Below are 20,841 nucleotides of genomic sequence, written 5' to 3' on the forward strand. Positions count from 1 at the left end.
CTTCAGGTGTGGGTCCAGGAGTGATTGCCACCGGTTCTGGCGATGCGGTTCAACGGCAGGTGCGCGCTCCAGGACTGGCTGAAAGACTGCCTGGGAATGAACAGATCGGCGTTGAGCAGTTGCATCGCATACAGGTTGAATATCTGCCGCAATGTACCCAACCCCGGCAGCTGCCGGTCCACGACATCGGTGAGCAAGCGCGGGCCGGTCATCCGGTTCAGTCGCGCGGCATACAGATAGAATCCGCGCGAATCGCTGGCAATGTCTGGCCGACTATCATAGAAATCAGGCTCTGCCAGATAGCGGGCGTGCATTTCATCCGAGATCGCTCGCAGCGTAGGGTTGCCGGGGTGGCTGCCGATCAGGCTGCTGTTGTATTCCCAGTTCATCGTCAGTTTCTGGTTGCTCATGGGCGGTGGCAGCAACAGGCCCTCCGGTGTGGTGGCCAGTGTCAGGTTGTCGATGGCCGCCATGTCCTGAGGTGCGGGTTGCTGCGGATTACGCAGCGGGTCTTCGTGAGCGCCCAGGAGCGTATCGTCGATGTCCATGTACAGCCCGCCTTCGTGGTCCAGCAACGGGTAGCGCAACACATCCGAGGCTGACGAGAAGTTGCTGGCGACGCCACCATTGCCGTCGATTGCATGCTGGTATTGGGTGAAGTACGGGCTTTCCTTGAACGATGCATAGAACGCATGCTCCTCAAGCGTGAGCACTTCCACGCCTGATGCCTGTTCGGCCAGCAATCGGGTGTTCTCGGCGAACGCCACGGGCGACGCATTGGACAGGAACAGCCGGTAGCGGTATTCGCTACCGGCCAGCCTTTGTGCGTTTGCTGCCAAATTATCGAGCAACTTGGCGTCGATCACCTTGTTGCCCACCCAGATCGAGGAGATGCGCTTGGGGATCGCTTGCACCCGTTCGGTCTCCAGCGTGGGTAGCTCGACCGGCAAGGGTAGATCGACGCCTAGCGAGCGCAGGGTTCTCATGCGCATGGCGTCAGTGACCGAGCGCGTCATGGCATCGACAGACGTGAGGTCCATGTTGCCGTCCTTGGCAATGTAGAAGGTTGGCATCACGGCGTTGGCGTCAATGTCGGCGATGAACGCGTCACGCTCCATGTCATACATCACATTGAAGCCATACCCGCCACTGGAGGCTTGAAGTTCGTCCAGTTCACCGTTGTACAGCGGTTGACGTATCACCGACTCGGCCACGGCAGGATCGCCGCCGGGCAGGGGGGCGATGGCGTCGTTGATGACGAAGTAGTCCGCGACATCCAGTTCGGGAAGGTGTGGCGGTGAAACCGGGCTCAGCGGGTATCCCCAGCGTTCGTTGACCCAGGTGGGGAAGACGAAACCGTCGCGTTTGATGCTGAACAGCTCGGTCGCCTTCAGGCCTGCGGCCGCTGCCATGGGCAAGGCGTTGAGCAGGCCGAACTCGACGTAGCCAACCGCGTCGGCCTTGGCATCCAGTGACTTGCCATTGATGGCCTGGTCGACCCCGAGCCCGAACTGGGCGACGCCGCCCAGCGCGAACAGGGGTGCCAGTTCCGGCACCAGCAGCGCCAGAGGCGCAAGCAGATTGAGGGTGGTGGTCAGGTAGCCACGCCACTTGGCCTTGGTCACGTCACTGTTGCTGGTGATGATGAAGTCGGCATCGTCCAGGCTGCGTTGGCGCTGGAATTCGCTCAAGGCCTGGAAAATGTCACCTTCGATGGCAGCGCTATAGGTGCTGGCGCGGTAGTTCACGTAGTCGTGCGGCGCCCAGCGGCCATCGGTCGTGAAGCCAGGGCGGTTGGGCGAGAGGTGGTGGATACCCGGGTAGGCCGCCAAGCCGTCGAGGGCCGTGTCCAGGCCGCTGAAATCCAGGCCGTCTGGGGTGTCGGCGAGGCGGAAATGGCTGCGCAGGGCCTTGCGCGTGTCATCGCTGCGGCACTGCAGCGCCACCCAATCCTTCATCGCCTCCATGCTCGGGAACATGTGCAGGGGGGAGGCATTGCCTGGAATGTACAGCAGCATGCCGGGCACGGCCTGATCGGCAATGCACAGCACATCGGTTGCAACGTAGCCGTAGATGTTCAGCGGCCGGATCTTCAGACCCGCCGAGCGCTTGGACAACCCTGCGGCCTGCCAGGCCAGCTCACGTCCGGCCTCGCCGAGCGAACCCTGGCTGACCTGCTTGTTGCAGGCGGCGATGAAGGCGATCTTGGCTGCCAGGCGGTGGTTCGCCAGGTGATCGGTCCAGTAGCTGTCCAGCGTGGCTTTGAAGTGGCTGTGGAAATCGAGGTTCCAGATGAAGCGCTGCAAGTCCTCGGCAGGCACATTCAGGTAGGTGCCATGGCCGTAGGTGGGTGGATCGGCGCGGCGGAACAGGCCGTTGAATACCGAGTACGCTGCGCCGTTGTGCAGTGGGCCGAGCGGCGGCAGGGTTTCGACGATTCGCATCTTCTGTATGAAAGTGTCGGCCCATGGTGGGGTCGAGGCCCAAGGCGCACCGATCAAGCTGCCGATCAGGTTATTGCCCGATTCGCCCTGCCAGTCCGTGAGCAAGGCCTGCGTCAGCGACATGCGGCTGGCGACGACGGCCATCTTGCCGCGGTAATGCAGGGTGACCACGTCAGTCTGCAGCGGGTCCAGCTCCAGTCCCATGTTGCGGGCCCATTCGCCGATGCAACGGGCGGCTTCGAGGTCGGGCCTGGGGATATGGGCAAGCAGGTCGCGTACAAACTGCACGCCTGCGGCGTTCACGTAGGTGGTTGTCATGGGGGGCACCTGTTTGAGGAGTGAGGCGCAAGGTTTTCACGAGGCGATGGTGGCGCAGCGGTACTTACTACTGCCCCATCGCAGGTGCCGTTACATGTGCAGCCAGCTGTGGGCTTGGCCGATGCGTGCCACCTGGTCGAGCGGTACGTAGGTGCGCACCCGTTGCATGAATTCGCTCAGGTCCACGGTCTGGCGGATGTCGTGGATGGGGGAGGCCAGCAGATTGCAGATCTCGCGCAACTGGGTGAGCCAGGGCAGGTGCTGGTCGATGACTTCATTGAGCATGCCGGGCCCGGTCAGCTGGCTCAGCTGTCGGGTGTAGGCGGAAAAGGCCACAGGTGCATTATTGGGGTCGGGGCGACGCTGGTAGAAGTCCGCGGCGAGGGCGAAGCGGCGACGCATCTCCCGGGAGATCGTATCCAGGGTCGGGTTGCCGGCATGGCTGCCGATTATGCTGGTGTTGTACTTGATGTACATGCCCAGCTGATCGTTGGACACCGGCGGGGCCAGCAACAGGCCATCCTCGGTGGTGCTCAGTTCGGTGTTCAGCAGCGGTACATGGGCCTGCTGATTGTGCAGAGTGACCAGCAGCCGGTCGTCGGCATCCAGGTACAGCCCGCCGAAATGGTGCAGCACGCGGTAACGCAGGATATCGCTGGCCGAGCTGAAGTTGGTGGCGGTTCCGCCGTTGCCTTCGATCGCCGATTGGTACTGGTGATAGAAGGGCGACTCGAGAAAGCCCTGGAAAAAGGGCTGATCCTCCAACGGCAATACCTCCAGGCCTGGGGCCTTCTGCGCCAGTTGCGCAAGGTTGCTCTGGTAGGCATCGCGGCTCGTGCGCGACAGCAACAACTGGAAGCGGTAGCCGCTGCCCTCGGCCGCGCGGGCGTTGTGCGCCAGGCTGTCGAGGAATTCGCCCGCGATCAAGCGGTCACCTACCCACAGGCTGGTGATCAGTCGTGGTATGGGCGTGCACTCCAGCAGTTCGTAGTCTGCCAGGTTGAGCGGCAGTCGCAGGTTTATGCCCAGTGCGCGCAGCGTGGCCATGCGTTGTGCATCGGAAACCAAGCGCTCGGCCGCTTCAAGGGGCACGAGGGCATTGCCAGCGACCACCCAGCGGGGCGGGTGGGCGAGCAGCGTATCCTGGGTCTTGATGAAGCTGTTGCTGGACACCTCATATTCCACCCACTCGGAAACCAGCTCCGGGCCATCCTGAAAGTAAGCGATGAAACGGTGCTCCAGTCTTATATCGACACGGGCGACGACACTCGCCACCTGAGCGTTGGACAGCAGCGGCGCCTCGCGAAAAGCGCTTTGCGCCGGTTGCATCTCGAACGCTTCGGCCTCGCCCGCTGCCCCTTCACGCATGAGGTTTCGCAGGCGCGCCGGCACGGCGAAACCAGGGCGGCACCAACTGAACAGGTCGTGAGAGGCGCGCGCCAGGTTGATCGCCGTCGGCAGCGCGTTGAACAGCCCATAGACCTGGTCCGTCACGCCCTCGGCCTTCTCCTCCAGGCTTCGGCCATTGACCACCCGGTCCATGCCCAGGCTGAACTGGGCCAACCCGCCGACCACCAGTATGGGGGTCAGCTCCGGTACCACCAGCACCAGCGGCGCCGCGATCAGCATGGCCAGGTTGAGGAAGCTGACCCACTGGGTCTTGTCGACTTGATGATTGGTGGTGATCTGGCTGTTGGCATCCTGGTAGCTGCGCTGTTTCTGCAGCCGGGCCAAGGTATGGAACAGGTCGTCGCCGATGTGCGGGCTGTATTCGTCGGGCTGGAAGTCGACGATGGCCTGGGGGGCCCAGAGCCCGCTGGTGGCGAAGCCTGGATGGTTGACCGGGAAGTGGTGGGCGGCCGGGAAGCGGCCCAGGCCGGTCAGGGCGGTGCGCACGCCGCTGAAGTCCAGCCCGTCGGGCCAGTCCGCGGGGCTGAACGCCTGCAGCAGTGCCTGGCGTTTGCTTGGCTCCTGGCACTGTTCGGCGAACCAGGACTTCATTGCGCCTGGTTTGCTGAATTCGTGGAACGGCGAGGCGTTGCCTGGCAGGTATAACAGCGTGAGGTCCGATGCCGTGTCGCGGATACAGAGTATCGAAGACGACGTGTAACCATAGACGTTGAGCATTGAAACGTGGGTCGTGGCCGGCCGGGGAATCAGCTCGGCGGCCTGCCACGCCAGGTGTTTGGCCGGCTCGGAGAGGCTGCCTTCGAGCAGCTGCTTGTTGCCGGCGGCAATGAAGCTGATTTTCAGGCCGCGCTGGTAGAGCGTCAGATGCTCTTCCCAGTATTCATCGAGGCTGGTCTTGTAGAGGTTGTGAAGGTGCAGGCCCCAGATGAACGCCTGGAAATCTTCGGCCCGGATCTGCACGCGGTTGTGTGGCCCGTAGCTGGCGGGCTCGGTGCGTTGGTACAGGCCATTGAAGACGGCGTATGGCGCGTAATTGGAGAATAGGTCGCGCGGTTTGAGGCGGGAGACCAGATTGACGTCGCCCACTGGCGCCAGGCCAGCCCAATTGCCATAGTGAAAGCCGCCGAAGGTGGCGGTGGATTCGCCTTGCCAGTTACTCAGCAGGGCTTCGACCAGGTTCATGCGCTGCATGATTACCGCGTCTTCCCTGGAATACGGGTTGCCAGCGTCGTCTTCCAGGCGTTCGTTCTGATAATGCAGGATCACGACATCGATGATGTCGGGTGACAAGGCCACGCCTTGCTTGCCCAGCCATTCCTTGAGCAGTTTGCGCGCCAGGCTGTCCGGGCGCGGCAGGCCGATCAGCGCTTCGCGCGCCAGTTGCAGGTTCTCCGGGGGGATGTAGTGCATCGGGGCAGCTTCCTGTGGCTTGGGAAAATCCCAGCTTCCAGTGCCACCCCCTCAGCAAGGTGCTAGATAGTGCTCGAACCGGGCGGCAGGCGCAGTTGCTCCGGTGTGATATCGCGCGCGGTGCCGGGCTGATCGTTGAAGCCTGCCGGCACCTTGCCGCGCAACTGCCAGGCGAAGGCGATTATTTCGGCGATGGTCAGGTACAACGCCTCGGGTATCTGCTCGCCCAGCTCAAGGCGTGCCAGCAGGCGCACCAGCTCGGCGTTTTCGTAGATCGGCACTTCGTGCTCGCGGGCGATGGCGAGTATGGCCTCGGCCAGCGCGTCGTCGCCCTTGGCGCTCAAGGTGGGGGCCTGGAGGCCGTCATAGGTCAGGGCAATCGCCTGGCGGGGGAGAATGTCGGTCATGCGGTTTCGTCCACCCAGCGTTGTTCGAGGCGTGTGCGCGGGCCTTGTGGCGGCGTGCCGGGGTGGCAGGCCAGGTCGCCGACTTCCAGGCCTCGGGCCAGCAGACGCTCGCGCAGGGTGCCCAATTGGCTGTCGATCAGGCGCGCGGTGTTGGGAATTTCTGCCCATAGCTGGCCGCTGAGGCGGCCCTGGCTCAACTGTGCCTGGACCTGAAGCGGCCCCAGCGGTGGTAGGTCGAAGGCCAGTTCAATGCGCCACAGCGACTCCAGCGGATCGCGTTGTTCGCGCTTGGGGTCGGCTTGCTGCTCCGGGGTCTCTTCGCGCTGCAGTTTGGCTTGCAGCGGGATGAACTCCTGGCCGTGACGCACCGGGATTTCGGTTTGCCAGGTGGTCTGCAGGTTGCCGTTTTCCAGCGTGCCGGTCTGCTGCAGGCTGCTCAGTGCGTGGCTTTGCAGGCGCGAAACAGCGGCAGCGGCCAGGCGCAGCAGTTGCTGCAGGTCGCCTTCGTTTTCCATGGCCTGTAGCAGCCGCGAGGGTAGCGGAAAGGCGCCGGGTGGTTGCAGTGGAGCCGCGCGCTTGAGCATGCCCAGGGCGCTGCGAGCCATTGCCGGCATGACCTGGGCCAGGGTCGAAAGGTTGTTCAAGGCCGGCGCGCCATTCCCTGACGCTTGTCCCACTAGACGCAGCAACTGGGCTTTGATGTCCGCGCCCGTAGCCAGCCCGCCCAGCAACTTGGCTTCGAGAAACGCACCACTGTTGTTCAGCGCCTGGGCGAGGCCTTTGGCATCCCCCAGTTGGCGGGCATCCGGCAGGCTGGCCAGCAGGCGTTCGGCACTGCCGCGCAATTCGCCATCGCCGCTGCGGACCAATTGCTGCAGCGCATCGAGCAGCCCCGTGAGGGAGGCTTGTCGTCCCTGTTGGCTGGCCAGTTGCTGGGTGATGTTCAATTGTTCCTGGCGCCCGCTCAAGGGCACGAAACGCAGCGACTGATCACCCTGCACCAAGGCGCTGAGCAGGCTGCCGACGGCCAAGGGGCGAGGGCTGTCGAGGGTCAGGGTGGCGCCGGCCTGGGCGGTGTTGAGCAGGCTGACCAGCGAGCGGTAGGTGGCCGCTGCGCCTGGGTTCTGCAGCCACTGGCTGGTCAGCACCTTGCCCTGGAGCAGGGTGCCGACCGGGACTTTGCCGGTATCGAGCTGGGTCAGGGTGGCGACGTTGCTGGCACTGGCCTGTTGCACCATCACGGCCAGGCGATCGCTTTGCGGCTGGCTGACCGTGACCTGGCTGCCGGGAGCAAGCGGTTGGTTGGCACTGGCCTGCACCTGGGCCTGGTTGCCGTTGGCCTGGAGAAGCCGCAGCACCAGCTGGAACTCGCTGCCGCTCTGTTTCAGCGTCAACACCTCGGCCTGCGCGGTCTCGCCAGGCTTGATCAGGCCGGGCTGCGCCTGGGTCAGGTTGAGCAGCTCGCCCGTCATCGCCGCCTTGATCGCCTGGGAATTGACAGCGGTTTGTGCGCCGAGACTATTGATTTCAGTCATGATTGTATACAACCTGTCGAGCCCGCCCTCTTGGCAGCGAGGCCGCGCATGTAATAATGCCGGCCGTCCGCCATTGCCACTGTAACGGCAGCGAGCCGGGCGACTTGAGACACTGCATAAGGCGAAACCGTGACCTTTCACCTCCAAGCCGTGGGCCTGGCCTGCGAGCGCGACTGGCGCCTGCTGTTCGAGCACCTGCATTTCGAACTGCGGCCCGGCGACATGCTGCAGATCAGCGGCCCCAACGGCAGCGGCAAGACCAGTCTGCTGCGCCTGCTGGCCGGGCTGATGCAACCCACTGCCGGGCAGATCCTGCTGGGCGGCCAGCCCTTGGCCGAGCAGCGCCATGCGTTGGCCAGCATCCTGCTGTGGATCGGCCACGCGGCGGGCATCAAGGACCTGCTCACTGCCGAGGAGAACCTCACCTGGCTCTGTGCCCTGCACCAGCCGGCCTCCCGCGATGCAATCTGGTCAGCGCTCGAAGCCGTTGGCCTGCGCGGTTTCGAAGATGTGCCTTGCCATACCCTGTCTGCCGGCCAGCAGCGCCGCGTGGCGCTGGCTCGTCTGCACCTGGCCAGCCCGCCGCTGTGGATCCTCGACGAACCCTTCACCGCGCTCGACAAGCAAGGCGTGGCGCAGCTTGAAGCGCACCTGGCGGCCCATTGCGAGCAGGGCGGTACGGTGGTGCTGACCACCCACCACACACTGGAACGCAAGCCCTCCGGTTACCGTGAACTCAACCTGGGGCAATGGGCAGCATGAGCGTATTCATCCTGTTGTTGCGCCGCGAAGCGCGCCTGCTGTTCCGCCGCCCCGCCGAGCTGGCCAACCCATTGGTATTCTTCGCCATCGTCGTGGCGCTGTTCCCGTTGGCGGTAGGTCCGGAAAGCCAATTGTTGCAAACCTTGTCACCGGGGCTGGTCTGGGTCGCGGCGCTGCTGGCCGTGCTGCTGTCGCTCGATGGCCTGTTTCGCAGCGATTTCGAGGACGGCTCGCTGGAGCAGTGGGTGCTGTCGCCACACCCCTTGGCCATGCTGGTGCTGGCCAAGGTGTTGGCGCACTGGATCTTTTCTGGCCTGGCACTGGTATTGTTGGCGCCACTGCTGGCGCTGATGCTGGGCTTGCCGAGCCATTGCCTGCCGGTGTTGCTTGGCTCACTGTTGCTGGGTACGCCGGTATTGAGCCTGCTGGGCGCGGTCGGCGCGGCGCTGACGGTCGGTCTCAAACGCGGTGGTTTGCTGCTGGCGTTGCTGATTCTGCCGTTGTATATCCCTGTATTGATCCTGGGCAGTGGTGCGTTGCAGGCGGCGTTGCAGAATATGCCGGCTACCGGCCATCTGCTGTGGCTGGCGAGCCTGACTGCCTTGGCGGTAACCCTGGCACCCTTTGCGATAGCGGCCGGCCTGAAGATCAGCGTCGGCGAATAACGAGTCCCGGGCTTTCAAGCCCGGCTAATACCCTGGATGTACCCTGATGAAAATGAGCTGGACGTGGTTCCACAAACTGGGTTCCCCCAAATGGTTCTATGCCATCAGCGGCCGCATGCTGCCCTGGCTGACCGTCTCCGCCATCCTGCTGCTGGCCACCGGCGTGATCTGGGGCCTGGCCTTCGCCCCCGAGGACTACCAGCAAGGCAACAGTTTCCGCATCATCTACATCCACGTGCCGGCGGCCATGCTCGCCCAATCGTGCTACGTGCTGCTGGCGGTGGCCGGGGTGGTCGGGCTGGTATGGAAAATGAAGCTGGCCGACGTCGCCCTGCAATGCGCGGCCCCCATCGGCGCCTGGATGACCGCTGTGGCACTGGTTACCGGGGCGATCTGGGGCAAACCGACCTGGGGCAGCTGGTGGGTCTGGGATGCACGCCTGACCTCGATGCTGATCCTGTTGTTCCTGTATTTCGGCATCATCGCCCTGGGCCAGGCCATCACCAACCGTGACAGCGCGGCCAAAGCCTGCGCGGTGCTGGCCATCGTCGGTGTGATCAACATCCCGATCATCAAGTACTCGGTGGAGTGGTGGAACACCCTGCACCAGGGTGCCACCTTCACCCTCACCGAAAAGCCCGCCATGCCAGTCGAAATGTGGCTGCCGCTGCTGTGCACGGCACTGGGCTTCTATTGCTTCTTCGGCGCGGTGCTGTTGCTGCGCATGCGCCTTGAAGTGCTCAAGCGCGAGGCGCGTACCAGTTGGGTCAAGGATGAAGTGTTGAACAGCCTGGGTCGGAGGGCCGCGTGATGAGCTTTTCTTCATTCGGCGATTTTCTCGCCATGGGCCACCATGGCCTGTACGTCTGGTCGGCCTATGGCATTTGCCTGACGGTGCTGGCGGTCAATGTCGCAGCGCCCATGCTGGCCCGCCGTCGCTACCTGCAAGAAGAGGCGCGCCGTCTGCGCCGGGAGAACAACCTGTGAATCCGCAGCGCAAGAAACGCCTGTTCCTGATCCTCGGCCTGCTGGCCGGGGTCGCGGTGGCCGTCGGCTTTGCCTTGAGCGCCCTGCAGCAGAACATCAACCTGTTCTACACCCCCACCCAGATCGCCAATGGCGAGGCACCGCAGGACACGCGCATTCGTGCTGGCGGCATGGTCGAGAAGGGCTCGGTGCAGCGTTCGGGCGACTCGCTCGACGTGCGCTTCGTGGTCACCGACTTCAACAAGTCGGTGCCGATCACCTACCGCGGCATCCTCCCGGACCTGTTCCGTGAAGGGCAGGGCATCGTCGCCCTGGGCAAGGTCAATGGCGAGGGCGTGGTGGTGGCCGACGAGGTGCTGGCCAAGCACGACGAGAAGTACATGCCGCCTGAAGTCACCAAGGCCTTGAAGGAAAGCGGCCAGGCGGAGGCCAAGCCATGAACGCGTCCCTGGTGATCCCCGAACTCGGCCAGTTGGCGATGATCCTGGCGATCTGTTTCGCCGCCGTGCAGGCCACCGTGCCGCTGCTCGGTGCCTGGCGCGGCGACAGCCTGTGGATGGGCCTGGCGCGCCCGGCAGCCTGGGGGCAGTTCGCCTTCCTGGCCTTTGCCTTCGCCTGCCTCACCCATGCCTTCATGACCGACAACTTCTCGGTGGCCTATGTGGCCAGCAACTCCAACAGCGCCTTGCCCTGGTACTACAAGTTCAGTGCCGTGTGGGGCGCGCACGAAGGCTCGCTGCTGCTCTGGGCCTTGATCCTCGGGGGCTGGACCTTCGCCGTGTCGGTGTTCTCGCGGCAGTTGCCGCAAGTGATGCTGGCCCGGGTGCTGGCGGTGATGGGCATGATCAGCGTGGGCTTCCTGAGCTTCCTGATCATCACCTCCAACCCGTTCGAGCGCCTGCTGCCGCAAGTGCCGATGGACGGTCGCGACCTCAACCCGCTGCTGCAGGATTTTGGCCTGATCGTTCACCCTCCAATGCTGTACATGGGCTATGTGGGCTTTTCGGTGGCCTTCGCCTTCGCCATCGCCGCACTGCTCGGCGGGCGCCTGGATGCCGCCTGGGCGCGCTGGTCGCGGCCATGGACCATCGTCGCCTGGGCGTTTCTCGGGGTGGGCATCACCCTGGGCTCCTGGTGGGCCTATTACGAGCTCGGTTGGGGCGGCTGGTGGTTCTGGGACCCGGTGGAAAACGCCTCGTTCATGCCGTGGCTGGTGGGCACGGCGCTGATCCACTCGCTGGCGGTGACCGAAAAGCGCGGGGTGTTCAAGAGCTGGACGGTGCTGCTGGCGATCGCCGCGTTCTCCCTGAGCCTGCTGGGCACCTTCCTGGTGCGTTCCGGTGTGCTGACCTCGGTGCACGCGTTTGCCTCCGACCCGGCGCGCGGCGTGTTCATCCTGATTTTCCTGCTGTTCGTGGTCGGCGGCTCGCTAACCTTGTTCGCCCTGCGCGCGCCGGTGGTCAAGAGCCAGGTGGGCTTTGCCCTGTGGTCGCGCGAGACGCTGCTGTTGGCCAACAACCTGGTACTGGTAGTGGCCGCCTCGATGATCCTGCTCGGCACCCTTTACCCGCTGGTGCTCGATGCCCTGACCGGGGCCAAGCTGTCGGTCGGGCCGCCTTACTTCGACGCCCTGTTCCTGCCACTGATGGCGCTGCTGATGGTGGTGCTCGGCATTGGCGTGGTGGTGCGCTGGAAGGACACCCCAGGCAAGTGGCTGGCGAGCATGATGACCCCGGTCCTGATCGGCAGCGCCGTGTTGGCACCCCTGGCCGGCTTCATCGTCGACGACTTCGACTGGCCGACCCTGACCGCCTTCGCACTGGCTGCCTGGGTGGTACTCAGCGGGCTGCGCGACATTCTCGACAAGACCCGCCACAAGGGCCTGGCCAAAGGCGTACGCGGCCTCACCCGCAGCTACTGGGGCATGCAGCTGGCGCACCTGGGCCTTGCGGTATGTGCCCTGGGCGTGGTGCTGTCGAGCAACAACAGTGCCGAGCGCGACCTGCGCATGGCACCGGGCGAAAGCGTGGAGCTTGGCGGGTATCACTTCCTGTTTCAGGGCGCCAAGCACTTCGAAGGGCCTAACTTCATCTCCGACAAGGGCACCGTCGTAGTCAGCCGCGACGGCCGTGAAGTGACCACCCTGCACCCGGAAAAACGCCTGTACACCGTGCAGCAGTCGATGATGACCGAAGCGGGTATCGATGCCGGCTTCACTCGCGACCTGTACGTAGCCCTTGGCGAGCCGCTGGAGAACGGCGCCTGGGCGGTGCGGGTGCATATCAAGCCTTACGTTCGCTGGATCTGGCTGGGTGGTCTGCTGACCGGCCTGGGCGGTTTGCTGGCGGCCCTCGACCGGCGCTACCGCGTCAAGGTCAAGACCCGGGTGCGTGATGTCCTGGGCGTGTCTGGAGCAGCTGCATGAAGCGTTGGATCATGGTGGTGCCCCTGGCAGTGTTCCTGCTGCTGGCGGTCTTTCTGTACAAAGGACTGTTCCTCAAGCCCGACGAGTTGCCCTCGGCAATGATCGGCAAGCCATTCCCGGCATTTTCCCTGGCCTCGACCCAAGGTGATCGCACCCTCACCGAGGCCGACCTGCAGGGCCGTCCGGCGTTGGTCAACGTGTGGGCCACCTGGTGCCCGTCGTGCAAGGTCGAACACCCGTACCTCAACCAGTTGGCCGGGCAGGGCGTGGTGATCTACGGCATCAACTACAAGGACGACAATGCCGCTGCCTTGAAGTGGCTGGCCGAGTTCCACAACCCGTACCAGCTGGATATCCGCGACGAGCAGGGGAGCCTGGGGCTGAACCTGGGCGTGTACGGCGCGCCGGAAACCTTCCTGATCGATGCCAAGGGCGTCATCCGCTACAAGCACGTGGGTGTCGTCGATGCCAGCGTCTGGCGCGAGCAGCTGGCGCCGCTGTACCAGGGCCTGGTCGACGAGGCCCGGCCATGAAGCGCTGGCTTGCAGCCGCCGTGCTGGGCATGAGCCTGGCCGGTGTGGCCAAGGCGGCCATCGACACCTATCAGTTCCGCGATGACGCCGAGCGTGAGCGTTATCAGCAACTGACCAAGGAACTGCGCTGCCCGAAATGCCAGAACCAGGACATCGCCGACTCCAATGCACCGATCGCCGCCGACCTGCGCCGGGAGATCTTCCGCATGCTCGGCGAGGGCAAGAGCAACCAGCAGATCGTCGACTTTATGGTCGACCGCTATGGTGACTTCGTGCGCTACAAGCCGGCGCTCAGTGGGCGTACCTGGCTGCTGTGGTTCGGCCCGGGGATCTTGCTGGTAGGTGGTTTCACGGTGTTGGCGGTGATCGTTCGCCGGCGCCGGGCACCGGTTGCCCAGGGCGCGGAGCACTTGTCCGTGGAAGAACGCGAGCGTCTCGCCAAACTGCTGGAAAAAGAACAGAACCATGACTGAATTCTGGCTTAGCGCGGGCCTGCTGCTGCTCGCCGCCCTCGGCTTTCTGCTGATCCCGATCCTGCGCGGCCGTCGCCAGCAGCAGGAAGAAGACCGTACGGCCTTGAACGTGGCCCTGTACCAGGAGCGTGTCGCTGAGCTGGCGGCCCAGCAGGCCGCCGGCGTGCTCGACGACACGCAGCTGGCCGCAGGTCGCGACGAGGCCGCGCGGGAATTGCTGGCCGACACTGAAGGTACCGACACGTCGCGCCAGGGGCACCTGGGCAAGGCCCTGCCTTTGCTGGCAGCGGTGCTGGTGCCGGTGCTGGGGCTGGGTCTGTACCTGCACTTTGGTGCGGCCGACCAGGTTCAGCTGACTCAGGAATTCGGCAATGCACCGAAAACCCTGGAAGAAATGACCAAGCGCCTGGAGCGAGCGGTCGAAGCCCAGCCCGATTCCGCCGAAGGCTTGTACTTCCTCGGTCGCGCCTACATGGCCGAAGAGCGTCCGGCGGACGCCGCACGCACTTACGAGCGCGCCGTGGCACTGGCCGGCCGCCAGCCCGAGTTGCTCGGGCAATGGGCGCAGGCGCTGTACTTCGCTGCCAACAAGCAATGGAACGCGCAGGTGCAGGCACTGACCGACGAGGCACTCAAGGCTGATCCCAATGAGGTCACCAGCCTTGGCCTGCGGGGTATCGCCGCGTTCGAAGGCGAGCGCTACCAGGAAGCGATCGATTACTGGACGCGCCTGCTGACGCAGCTGCCTGAAGGCGATGCCTCGCGCGCAGCCCTGCAAGGTGGCATCGACCGCGCCGCAGAGCGCCTGGGCGGGAACGTCAGCAAACCTGCCGCCGCGCGCCTGAAGGTGCGGGTTGAACTGGCAGCGGCGCTCAAGGACAAGGTCAAGCCCGACGACACCGTGTTCATCTTCGCCCGCGCCAGCAATGGGCCGCCCATGCCGCTGGCAGCCAAGCGGGTGACCGTGGCGCAGTTGCCGCTGGAAGTCGAGCTGTCCGACGCCGATGCGATGATGCCGCAGATGAAACTGTCGGACTTTGCCGAAGTCCAACTGGTTGCACGTGTGTCCCGCGCCGGGAAACCCACCCAGGGTGAGTGGATCGGCAAGGGCGCACCCTTGGCCACTTCGACCCAGGCCACCCAGCAGCTGATCATCGACAGCCCCGACCCGTAAGAGAACCCTGCCATGCACAGTACCGTTCGCCTCACCTTGATCACCCTGGCCCTGGGTTTGTCCGCGTGTACGGTGCGTGAGCCGTATGAGCAGCCCTCGCCGCCGATCGAAACGGTGCCGTCGCATCCAGGGCCGGTGGTCAAGCCCTTGCCGGGTGGTCAGCCATCGACGCAACCGAGCAAGCCGGCGGCGATCCCCAAACCGATGCCGCGTACCTCCGCCAGCTTCGCGCCGCCACCGGGCGGTGCCAGCCATTGGGACCCGAAGCTTGGCGTCTACGTGCTGGAGAAGAAGCCCAACACGTTCTACCGGCAGCGTACCTACTACCGGTATGACAATGGCTGGAGCTGGTCGCTGAACCCGGATGGGCCATGGCAGGAGACTGACAGCAGTGGTGTGCCAGGCGGTCTGGGGCGTGCCTTCGCCCAGTAATGTGTGTGCCCCTATCGCCGGCAAGCCGGCTCCCACAGGTACGCCACTGGGCTGAAGAACTGTGGTGTCTGTGTGGGAGCCGGCTTGCCGGCGATAGGGCCCTACAGGCAAGACCCTCAATACCCATACAGTACAGTTGAGCCCTGATTTTGCGATTGACTGTGCCGCCCACTGACTCCGCATAATGCCCCCCTGATATTCAAGGAGGTGGCATGCGCAAGACAGTCCTGGTGCTGGTGGAAACCGTCGACGATTACCTGCCACTACTCGAACAGGCCGGTTATCGCCTGATTCGCGCGCCGTCCCCACAGCTGCGCGCCGACGCGATCCAGCGCCATGGCGCCGAGATCGACGCGGTGCTGACCCGCGGCCCCCTGGGCCTGACCGCTGCCGAAATCCATGCACTGCCGGCGCTGCAGATCATCTGCGTGATCGGTGCCGGTTACGAACAGGTCGACCTGCCCGCCGCCGCTGCCCGCGGTATCACCGTCACCAACGGCGCTGGCGCCAACGCCGCCGCCGTTGCCGACCACACCCTGGCCATGCTGCTGGCGCTGCTGCGCGATATCCCTCGCGCCGATGCCAGCACCCGCCTTGGCGAGTGGAACCGGGTCATAAGCCCTTCGGTCAGCGGCAAACGCCTGGGCATCCTCGGCCTGGGTGCAGTCGGCCAGGCGATCGCCAAACGTGCCAGCCTCGGCTTCGACATGAGCGTCAGCTACCACAGCCGCACCCCGCGCCAGGATGTGCCCTACACCTGGTACGACAGCCCGCAGCACCTGGCCGACGCGGTCGACATCCTGGTAGTGGCCACCCCCGGCGGTAGCCACACCCGTCACCTGGTCGACGCCCAGGTGCTCGAAGCGCTGGGCGCCGAGGGCTACCTGGTGAATATCGCCCGCGCCAGCGTGGTGGATACCCAGGCGCTGGTCGCAGCGTTGCAGCAGGGTCGGATCGCTGGCGCGGCGCTTGACGTGTTCGACGATGAACCCGCCGTTCCAGAAGCCCTCAAGGCCCTTGGCAACACCGTGCTCACGCCCCATGTGGCCGGCCAGTCGCCTGAGGCTGCGCGAGACACGGTGACCCTGGTACTGCGCAACCTGCAGGCTTTCTTTGCCGGCGAACCGGTGCTGACTCCGGTTCGCGGGTAACCTTCGCTTTCGATACTGCCCGGCGCTGTCCGGGCTTCAAGGAGTGTGTGCATGCAACTCGAGATCTTCCAGGTCGATGCCTTTTCCGCCGAGCCGTTCGGTGGCAATCCTGCGGCGGTGATCCCCCTTGAAAACTGGCTGCCGGATGCCGTGCTGCAACGCATTGCCGAAGAGAACAACCTCTCCGAAACCGCCTACTTCGTGCGCAACGGCGAAACCTTCGACCTGCGCTGGTTCACCCCGACGGTGGAAGTCGACCTGTGCGGCCATGCCACCCTGGCGTCGGCCTATGTGCTGTTCGAGCAACTGGGTGAGCAGGCGGCAGTGCTGCGTTTCAACACCCGCAGCGGCGAACTGCGGGTCAGCCGAGACGCGCACGGGCTGCTGGCCATGGACTTCCCGGCCAAGCAGCCGGTTGCCGTGGAGACGCCGGCAGGCTTGCTGGAGGCACTGGGCTTGAGTGCTGCCCGCGCTGTCTACCGCTCGGACGACTACGTGGTGATGATCGACGATGCCGCCTTGCTCGACCCGCTCAAGCCCGACTTCGTTGCCTTGTCCGCCTTCGATGTGCGCGGCATCGCGGTGACGGCGCCGGGCCGCGGTCACGATTTCGTTACCCGCTGGTTCGGCCCTCGGGTGGGCGTCAACGAAGACCCGGTCACAGGTTCCGCTCATACCTCCCTGGCGCCTTTGTGGGCGCAGCGACTGGGCAAGCACGCGCTGAGTTGCGAGCAGGGCGGTGCACGCAAGGGCCAACTGCACTGCCAGGTGCCGGACAATGGCCGGGTCATCATCAGCGGACGGGCGGCGTTGTACCTGCGCGGTAGCGTATTCATCTGAGCCAGCGGGTGGGTGGGCGGGCCCTGGCTGGGGCCCGTTCTATACTTGAGCACCCACCCCTCGCAAGGAGCCCCACCATGACCCTTGAAAAACGCGGCAGCTGCCTCTGTGGCGAAACCCAACTGCGCGTCACTGTCGACAACACCCATGTCAGCGCTTGCCATTGCAGCATGTGCCGCAAATGGACCGGCGGTCCGCTGCTGGTGGTGGATTGCAGCCAGCCTCCCGTCTTCGAGGGGCGTGAGCCCAGTGTCTACGACTCGTCCGATTGGGCCCAGCGCGGCTTTTGCGGCAAGTGCGGCACGCACCTCTACTATCGGCTCAAGGCCAAAGACTTCTACGCGGTGCCGGTGGGCCTGCTCGACGGCGACGAAGCCTGGGCGTTCGACCTGCAGATCTTCGTCGAGCAGAAACCTGCCTGGTACTGCTTCGCCAACCAGACCAAGGAACTGACTGGACAGCAAGCCTTCGAGCAACTGGGTTGACCAACCGGCTTGCCAAACCCATGCATTCCTGCGAAAAGGACGGCCTTGAAATTCAGCGTTGGAGCATGCCTTTGAGCCGCGAACTGCAAATCACCGACCTCGTCGAAGGCGACGGCAAAGCCGTCGTCAAGGGCGCTTTGATCACCACCCAATACACCGGCTGGCTGGCCGACGGCAGCGAGTTCGATTCATCCTGGTCGCGGGGCAAACCCTTCCAGTGCGTGATCGGCACGGGGCGCGTGATCAAAGGCTGGGATCAGGGCCTGATGGGCATGCGCGTCGGCGGCAAGCGCAAGCTGCAGGTCCCGGCGCACCTGGGGTATGGCGAACGCAGCGTCGGCGCGATTCCGCCGAATTCGGACCTGACGTTCGAAATCGAGGTGCTGGAAGTGCTGACGCGGGATGATTGATGGCGCACAGGAAATAATCCAGCAACAAAACCCCCTTATGATGAAGATTGCCTAGGGAACGGCATCACACTCAGGAAGGAACCAAACGGGGCGATGGCACTCTGAGCCCTACTCGTTGCCAGGGACGGCATCCACTACAGGGACACCTTGGCCTTGTGCCCTTGGGCAATGTGGCGAGTCAATCCGATACTTTTTGCCACAAGAGCCCGCCTTTTCATGAAGTTGCCATCTTTCCTTCGGCGTCGTCGCCTCCTGCTGACGTGCCTGGCCTTGGTCGCCGCCGCGGTGCCCCTGGCGCTGGATGTGGTCGAAAGCCGGGCGCAGCCGGTCAACGGTACCCAGACCCTGGTCTTCCTGCGCCATGCCGAAAAACCGGGTGAGGGGCTGGGGCAGTTGAACTGCCAGGGCCTCAATCGCGCGCTGGACCTGGCCACGCTGCTGCCAGAACGCTTCGGCAATGCGGACTACGTGTTCGCGGCCAACCCTACGCGGGAAGTCGAGGAAGGTAGCCAGGACCAGAGCTACAGCTACATCCGCCCGTTGATGACCATTACCCCCAGCGCCATTCGCCTGGGGTTGCCGGTGAACATCGACTTCGCTGCCAATGACACCGACGAACTCGCCGAAGAACTGCTCAGCGACAAGTACCGCAACGCCACGGTCTATACGGCCTGGTCCCACGGTTACCTGCCCGAGCTGATCAACGCGGTCGCCGGCAAGGCCCTGGGTGAGGAGCGTGTCATTACCGAGGACTGGAGCGGTGATGATTTCGATAGCCTCTACGTCCTGACCCTGACCTGGCAAGACGGCAAGGCCAGCCTGCTCAGCCGCAGCGTGCGACAGGGCCTGAACGGCGGAGCCCATAGCTGCCCGACCTGATCCGCTGCTACTGTCTTGGCCAGGAAGCGGTGACAGGGAAGCAGCATGAAACAGCGGGTAACGGTAATTGGCGCGGGAGTGATCGGCCTGACCACGGCCTATGCGCTGGTGCGCGAGGGGCTTTCGGTGGACCTGATCGACGCGCGCGACAGCGTGGCGTCAGCCACCAGCTTCGCCAATGGTGGACAGCTGTCATACCGCTATGTGGCGCCGTTGGCGGACGCGGGCGTGCCTTGGCAGGCGCTTGGCTGGCTGCTGCAGGGGGATTCGCCGCTGCGGCTGCGCTTGCGCCTGGACCCGGCGCAGTGGCGGTGGTTGCTGGGCTTCTTGCTGGCCTGTCGGAACAGCGTCAATCGCCGCAATGGCGCCCAGTTGCTGGAGTTGGCGCTGCACAGCCAGGCCACCTTGGCGCGCTGGCGCGAAGAAGACGGCCTGTCGGATTTCGCCTGGCGGCGCAACGGCAAGCTGGTCGCATTTCGCAGTGAGCGCGCCTTTGCCCATGGCCGTGAACAGCTGCTCGACCCTGCACATCAGCAAGTGCTCGGCGCTTTCGAACTGAAAGCGCTGGAGCCCGCGCTGGCCGAGGCGCCTTTCATTGGCGGGGTGTTCACGGCAACTGAAGAGGTGGCCGACTGTTACCGCTTCTGCGAGCGCCTGGCTGAGCGTTTGCGCGCATCTGGGCAATGCCAATGGTTGCTCGGCAAATCGGTCACGCGCCTGCTCAGCCGCAATGACCAGGTGGTTGCGCTGCAGGTGGGGCAAGAGCAGCGCGAGGTGCAGCGTGTGGTGCTGTGCGCCGGGCACCGCAGCGTCGGGATGGCGCCGGGGTTGAAGCTGCCGATCTATCCGCTCAAGGGCTACAGCCTGACTGCGCCGATCGGCACGGCGCAGCGGGCGCCGGAAGTCAGCATTACCGACTATGAACGCAAGATCGTCTATGCGCGGCTCGATCAGCAGCTGCGGGTCGCGGCGATGGTGGATATCGTAGGCTTCGACGAATCGGTGGATGCGCGCCGGCTGGAAAGCATGCGCCGGCTGGCGCTCGAGACACTGCCCAATGCGGCGGATTACGGGCAGGCGGTGGAGTGGGCGGGGATGCGGCCAGCGACGCCGACGGGCGTGCCGATCATTGGGGCTACGGCTTATCGGAATCTTTGGCTGAATCTGGGGCATGGGGCTTTGGGGTTTACCCTGGCCTGTGGCAGTGCGCAGCGGTTGGCTCGGCTGTTGGGCTGACTGTACCGGCCCTATCGCCGGCAAGCCGGCTCCCACAGGTACTCCACAGGTCTCGAAAACGGTGGGGTAACTGTGGGAGCCGGCTTGCCGGCGATAGGGCCAGCAAAGCCCGCAAAGACCTTACCGGCCGAAGCGCATCGGCCAGCCCACCACCTTCTTCGCCCGCGGCGTGGCATAGGTGCGCACCTTGGACGTGCTCAACCCCATGCGCACCAGCGACTCGGCGATGGTCACCGCCGCGCTCACGCCATCCACCACCGGCACCCCGGTGCGCTGGCGAATCTGCTCATCCAGCCCGGCCATGCCGCCGCAACCCAGGCAAATCACTTCGGCCTTGTCATCGCGCACGGCCCGTTCGGCCTGCTCGACGATCGCCTCAACCGCGCGTTGCGGGTCGGCCTCCAGTTCCAGCACGGCCAGGCCACTGGCGCGTACCGAGGCGCAGCGGTCATACAGGCCGGACAGTTTCAGGCGGTCCTCGATCAATGGCACGGTGCGGTCCAGGGTAGTCACCACCGAATATGCGTGGCCCAGGTACATCGCCGTGCTGGCGGCGGCATCGGTGATGTCCACTACCGGCACGTCGAGCAGCTCCTGCAGGCCTTCGCGGCCGTGCTCGCCGTAGCCGGCCTGGATCACTGCATCGTAGGGGCCGTCATAGGCCAGTACGCGGTCCATCACGGCAATGGCGGCCAGGTAGCTCTCGAAGTTGCCCTCCACCGACTCGGCCCCGAACCACGGGGTCAGGCCGATGATTTCAGTACCGGGCGACGCCACGCTGCGCGCCTGTTCGGCGATGGCCTCGGTGATGGCGGCGGTGGTGTTGACGTTGGCGATCAGAATACGCATGGACATTCCTCCCTGA

21 protein-coding genes are annotated in these 20,841 nt (G+C 64.5%); 16 read left to right on the plus strand and 5 right to left on the minus strand.

All coding sequences use genetic code 11. The annotated features are described in order from the left end of the window. Positions 1 to 2: 2 nt before the first annotated feature. The 4 genes from ACIPZB_RS17505 to ACIPZB_RS17520 all read right to left on the minus strand — a co-directional run bounded on the left by ACIPZB_RS17505 (position 3) and on the right by ACIPZB_RS17520 (position 7,524). A complete protein-coding gene (locus tag ACIPZB_RS17505) occupies positions 3 to 2,762 on the minus strand; it encodes a dermonecrotic toxin domain-containing protein (protein WP_400641818.1) in 2,760 nt (919 codons plus the stop codon). Positions 2,763 to 2,852: 90 nt separating this feature from the next. Then, complete coding sequence (locus ACIPZB_RS17510; protein ID WP_400641819.1) at positions 2,853 to 5,582, minus strand: dermonecrotic toxin domain-containing protein; 2,730 nt, start codon at positions 5,580 to 5,582, stop codon at positions 2,853 to 2,855. 62 nt (positions 5,583 to 5,644) lie between these two features. Continuing rightward, positions 5,645 to 5,989, minus strand: coding sequence for an EscU/YscU/HrcU family type III secretion system export apparatus switch protein (locus ACIPZB_RS17515; RefSeq protein ID WP_400641820.1), 345 nt, complete (start codon positions 5,987 to 5,989; stop codon positions 5,645 to 5,647). After that, positions 5,986 to 7,524, minus strand: coding sequence for a flagellar hook-length control protein FliK (locus tag ACIPZB_RS17520; protein WP_400641821.1), 1,539 nt, complete (start codon positions 7,522 to 7,524; stop codon positions 5,986 to 5,988). The genes ACIPZB_RS17515 and ACIPZB_RS17520 overlap by 4 nt, the downstream gene beginning before the upstream one ends. A gap of 129 nt (positions 7,525 to 7,653) precedes the next feature. Between ACIPZB_RS17520 and ccmA the strand changes: the two genes are divergently transcribed. From ccmA to ACIPZB_RS17600, 16 genes are all read left to right on the plus strand, one after another. Then, positions 7,654 to 8,286 carry a cytochrome c biogenesis heme-transporting ATPase CcmA gene (gene ccmA / locus ACIPZB_RS17525; protein ID WP_400641822.1) on the plus strand — a complete coding sequence of 211 codons (633 nt, stop codon included), beginning with the start codon at positions 7,654 to 7,656 and terminating at the stop codon, positions 8,284 to 8,286. Further along, positions 8,283 to 8,951: a heme exporter protein CcmB gene (gene ccmB / locus ACIPZB_RS17530; protein ID WP_008096270.1), complete on the plus strand. Its 669-nt coding sequence runs from the start codon at positions 8,283 to 8,285 to the stop codon at positions 8,949 to 8,951. The genes ccmA and ccmB overlap by 4 nt, the downstream gene beginning before the upstream one ends. 46 nt (positions 8,952 to 8,997) lie before the next feature. Then, entirely contained in the window at positions 8,998 to 9,762 is a 765-nt protein-coding gene (locus tag ACIPZB_RS17535; RefSeq protein WP_008096272.1) for a heme ABC transporter permease, read from the plus strand. Further along, a complete protein-coding gene (gene ccmD, locus ACIPZB_RS17540; protein ID WP_008096275.1) occupies positions 9,762 to 9,938 on the plus strand; it encodes a heme exporter protein CcmD in 177 nt (58 codons plus the stop codon). The genes ACIPZB_RS17535 and ccmD overlap by 1 nt, the downstream gene beginning before the upstream one ends. Then, on the plus strand, positions 9,935 to 10,378 hold the full coding sequence (gene ccmE, locus ACIPZB_RS17545; protein WP_400641823.1) for a cytochrome c maturation protein CcmE: 444 nt from the start codon (positions 9,935 to 9,937) through the stop codon (positions 10,376 to 10,378). Before ccmD ends, ccmE begins: the two co-directional genes overlap by 4 nt. An 11-nt stretch (positions 10,379 to 10,389) precedes the next feature. Next, positions 10,390 to 12,363 (plus strand): heme lyase CcmF/NrfE family subunit, encoded by a 1,974-nt coding sequence (locus tag ACIPZB_RS17550; RefSeq protein WP_400641876.1) that lies wholly within the window; start codon positions 10,390 to 10,392, stop codon positions 12,361 to 12,363. Next, positions 12,360 to 12,896 carry a DsbE family thiol:disulfide interchange protein gene (locus ACIPZB_RS17555; RefSeq protein ID WP_400641824.1) on the plus strand — a complete coding sequence of 179 codons (537 nt, stop codon included), beginning with the start codon at positions 12,360 to 12,362 and terminating at the stop codon, positions 12,894 to 12,896. The genes ACIPZB_RS17550 and ACIPZB_RS17555 overlap by 4 nt, the downstream gene beginning before the upstream one ends. After that, on the plus strand, positions 12,893 to 13,369 hold the full coding sequence (locus ACIPZB_RS17560) for a cytochrome c-type biogenesis protein (protein WP_400641825.1): 477 nt from the start codon (positions 12,893 to 12,895) through the stop codon (positions 13,367 to 13,369). Before ACIPZB_RS17555 ends, ACIPZB_RS17560 begins: the two co-directional genes overlap by 4 nt. Then, positions 13,362 to 14,543 (plus strand): c-type cytochrome biogenesis protein CcmI, encoded by a 1,182-nt coding sequence (gene ccmI / locus ACIPZB_RS17565; protein WP_400641826.1) that lies wholly within the window; start codon positions 13,362 to 13,364, stop codon positions 14,541 to 14,543. Before ACIPZB_RS17560 ends, ccmI begins: the two co-directional genes overlap by 8 nt. Positions 14,544 to 14,555: 12 nt before the next feature. After that, complete coding sequence (locus tag ACIPZB_RS17570; RefSeq protein ID WP_008096287.1) at positions 14,556 to 14,975, plus strand: hypothetical protein; 420 nt, start codon at positions 14,556 to 14,558, stop codon at positions 14,973 to 14,975. A gap of 212 nt (positions 14,976 to 15,187) precedes the next feature. After that, complete coding sequence (locus ACIPZB_RS17575; protein WP_400641827.1) at positions 15,188 to 16,126, plus strand: 2-hydroxyacid dehydrogenase; 939 nt, start codon at positions 15,188 to 15,190, stop codon at positions 16,124 to 16,126. Positions 16,127 to 16,177: 51 nt separating this feature from the next. After that, the gene (locus ACIPZB_RS17580; RefSeq protein WP_008096290.1) at positions 16,178 to 16,966 is read left to right on the plus strand and encodes a PhzF family phenazine biosynthesis protein; all 789 of its coding nucleotides are present in this window, start codon (positions 16,178 to 16,180) and stop codon (positions 16,964 to 16,966) included. A 77-nt stretch (positions 16,967 to 17,043) separates the two neighbouring features. Continuing rightward, on the plus strand, positions 17,044 to 17,451 hold the full coding sequence (locus ACIPZB_RS17585) for a GFA family protein (protein ID WP_400641828.1): 408 nt from the start codon (positions 17,044 to 17,046) through the stop codon (positions 17,449 to 17,451). Between the two features lie 71 nt (positions 17,452 to 17,522). After that, positions 17,523 to 17,861 (plus strand): FKBP-type peptidyl-prolyl cis-trans isomerase, encoded by a 339-nt coding sequence (locus ACIPZB_RS17590; protein WP_400641829.1) that lies wholly within the window; start codon positions 17,523 to 17,525, stop codon positions 17,859 to 17,861. Between the two features lie 216 nt (positions 17,862 to 18,077). Then, a complete protein-coding gene (locus tag ACIPZB_RS17595) occupies positions 18,078 to 18,740 on the plus strand; it encodes a histidine phosphatase family protein (protein WP_400641830.1) in 663 nt (220 codons plus the stop codon). A gap of 45 nt (positions 18,741 to 18,785) precedes the next feature. Then, positions 18,786 to 19,976 carry a D-amino acid dehydrogenase gene (locus ACIPZB_RS17600; RefSeq protein WP_400641831.1) on the plus strand — a complete coding sequence of 397 codons (1,191 nt, stop codon included), beginning with the start codon at positions 18,786 to 18,788 and terminating at the stop codon, positions 19,974 to 19,976. Between the two features lie 120 nt (positions 19,977 to 20,096). Here the strand turns inward: ACIPZB_RS17600 and ACIPZB_RS17605 are convergent, their stop codons facing one another. Further along, entirely contained in the window at positions 20,097 to 20,825 is a 729-nt protein-coding gene (locus ACIPZB_RS17605; RefSeq protein ID WP_008096301.1) for an aspartate/glutamate racemase family protein, read from the minus strand. Positions 20,826 to 20,841: the final 16 nt, after the last annotated feature.

It is taken from the genome of Pseudomonas sp. NPDC089396 (assembly GCF_044749545.1).
Classification (GTDB): Bacteria; Pseudomonadota; Gammaproteobacteria; order Pseudomonadales; family Pseudomonadaceae; genus Aquipseudomonas.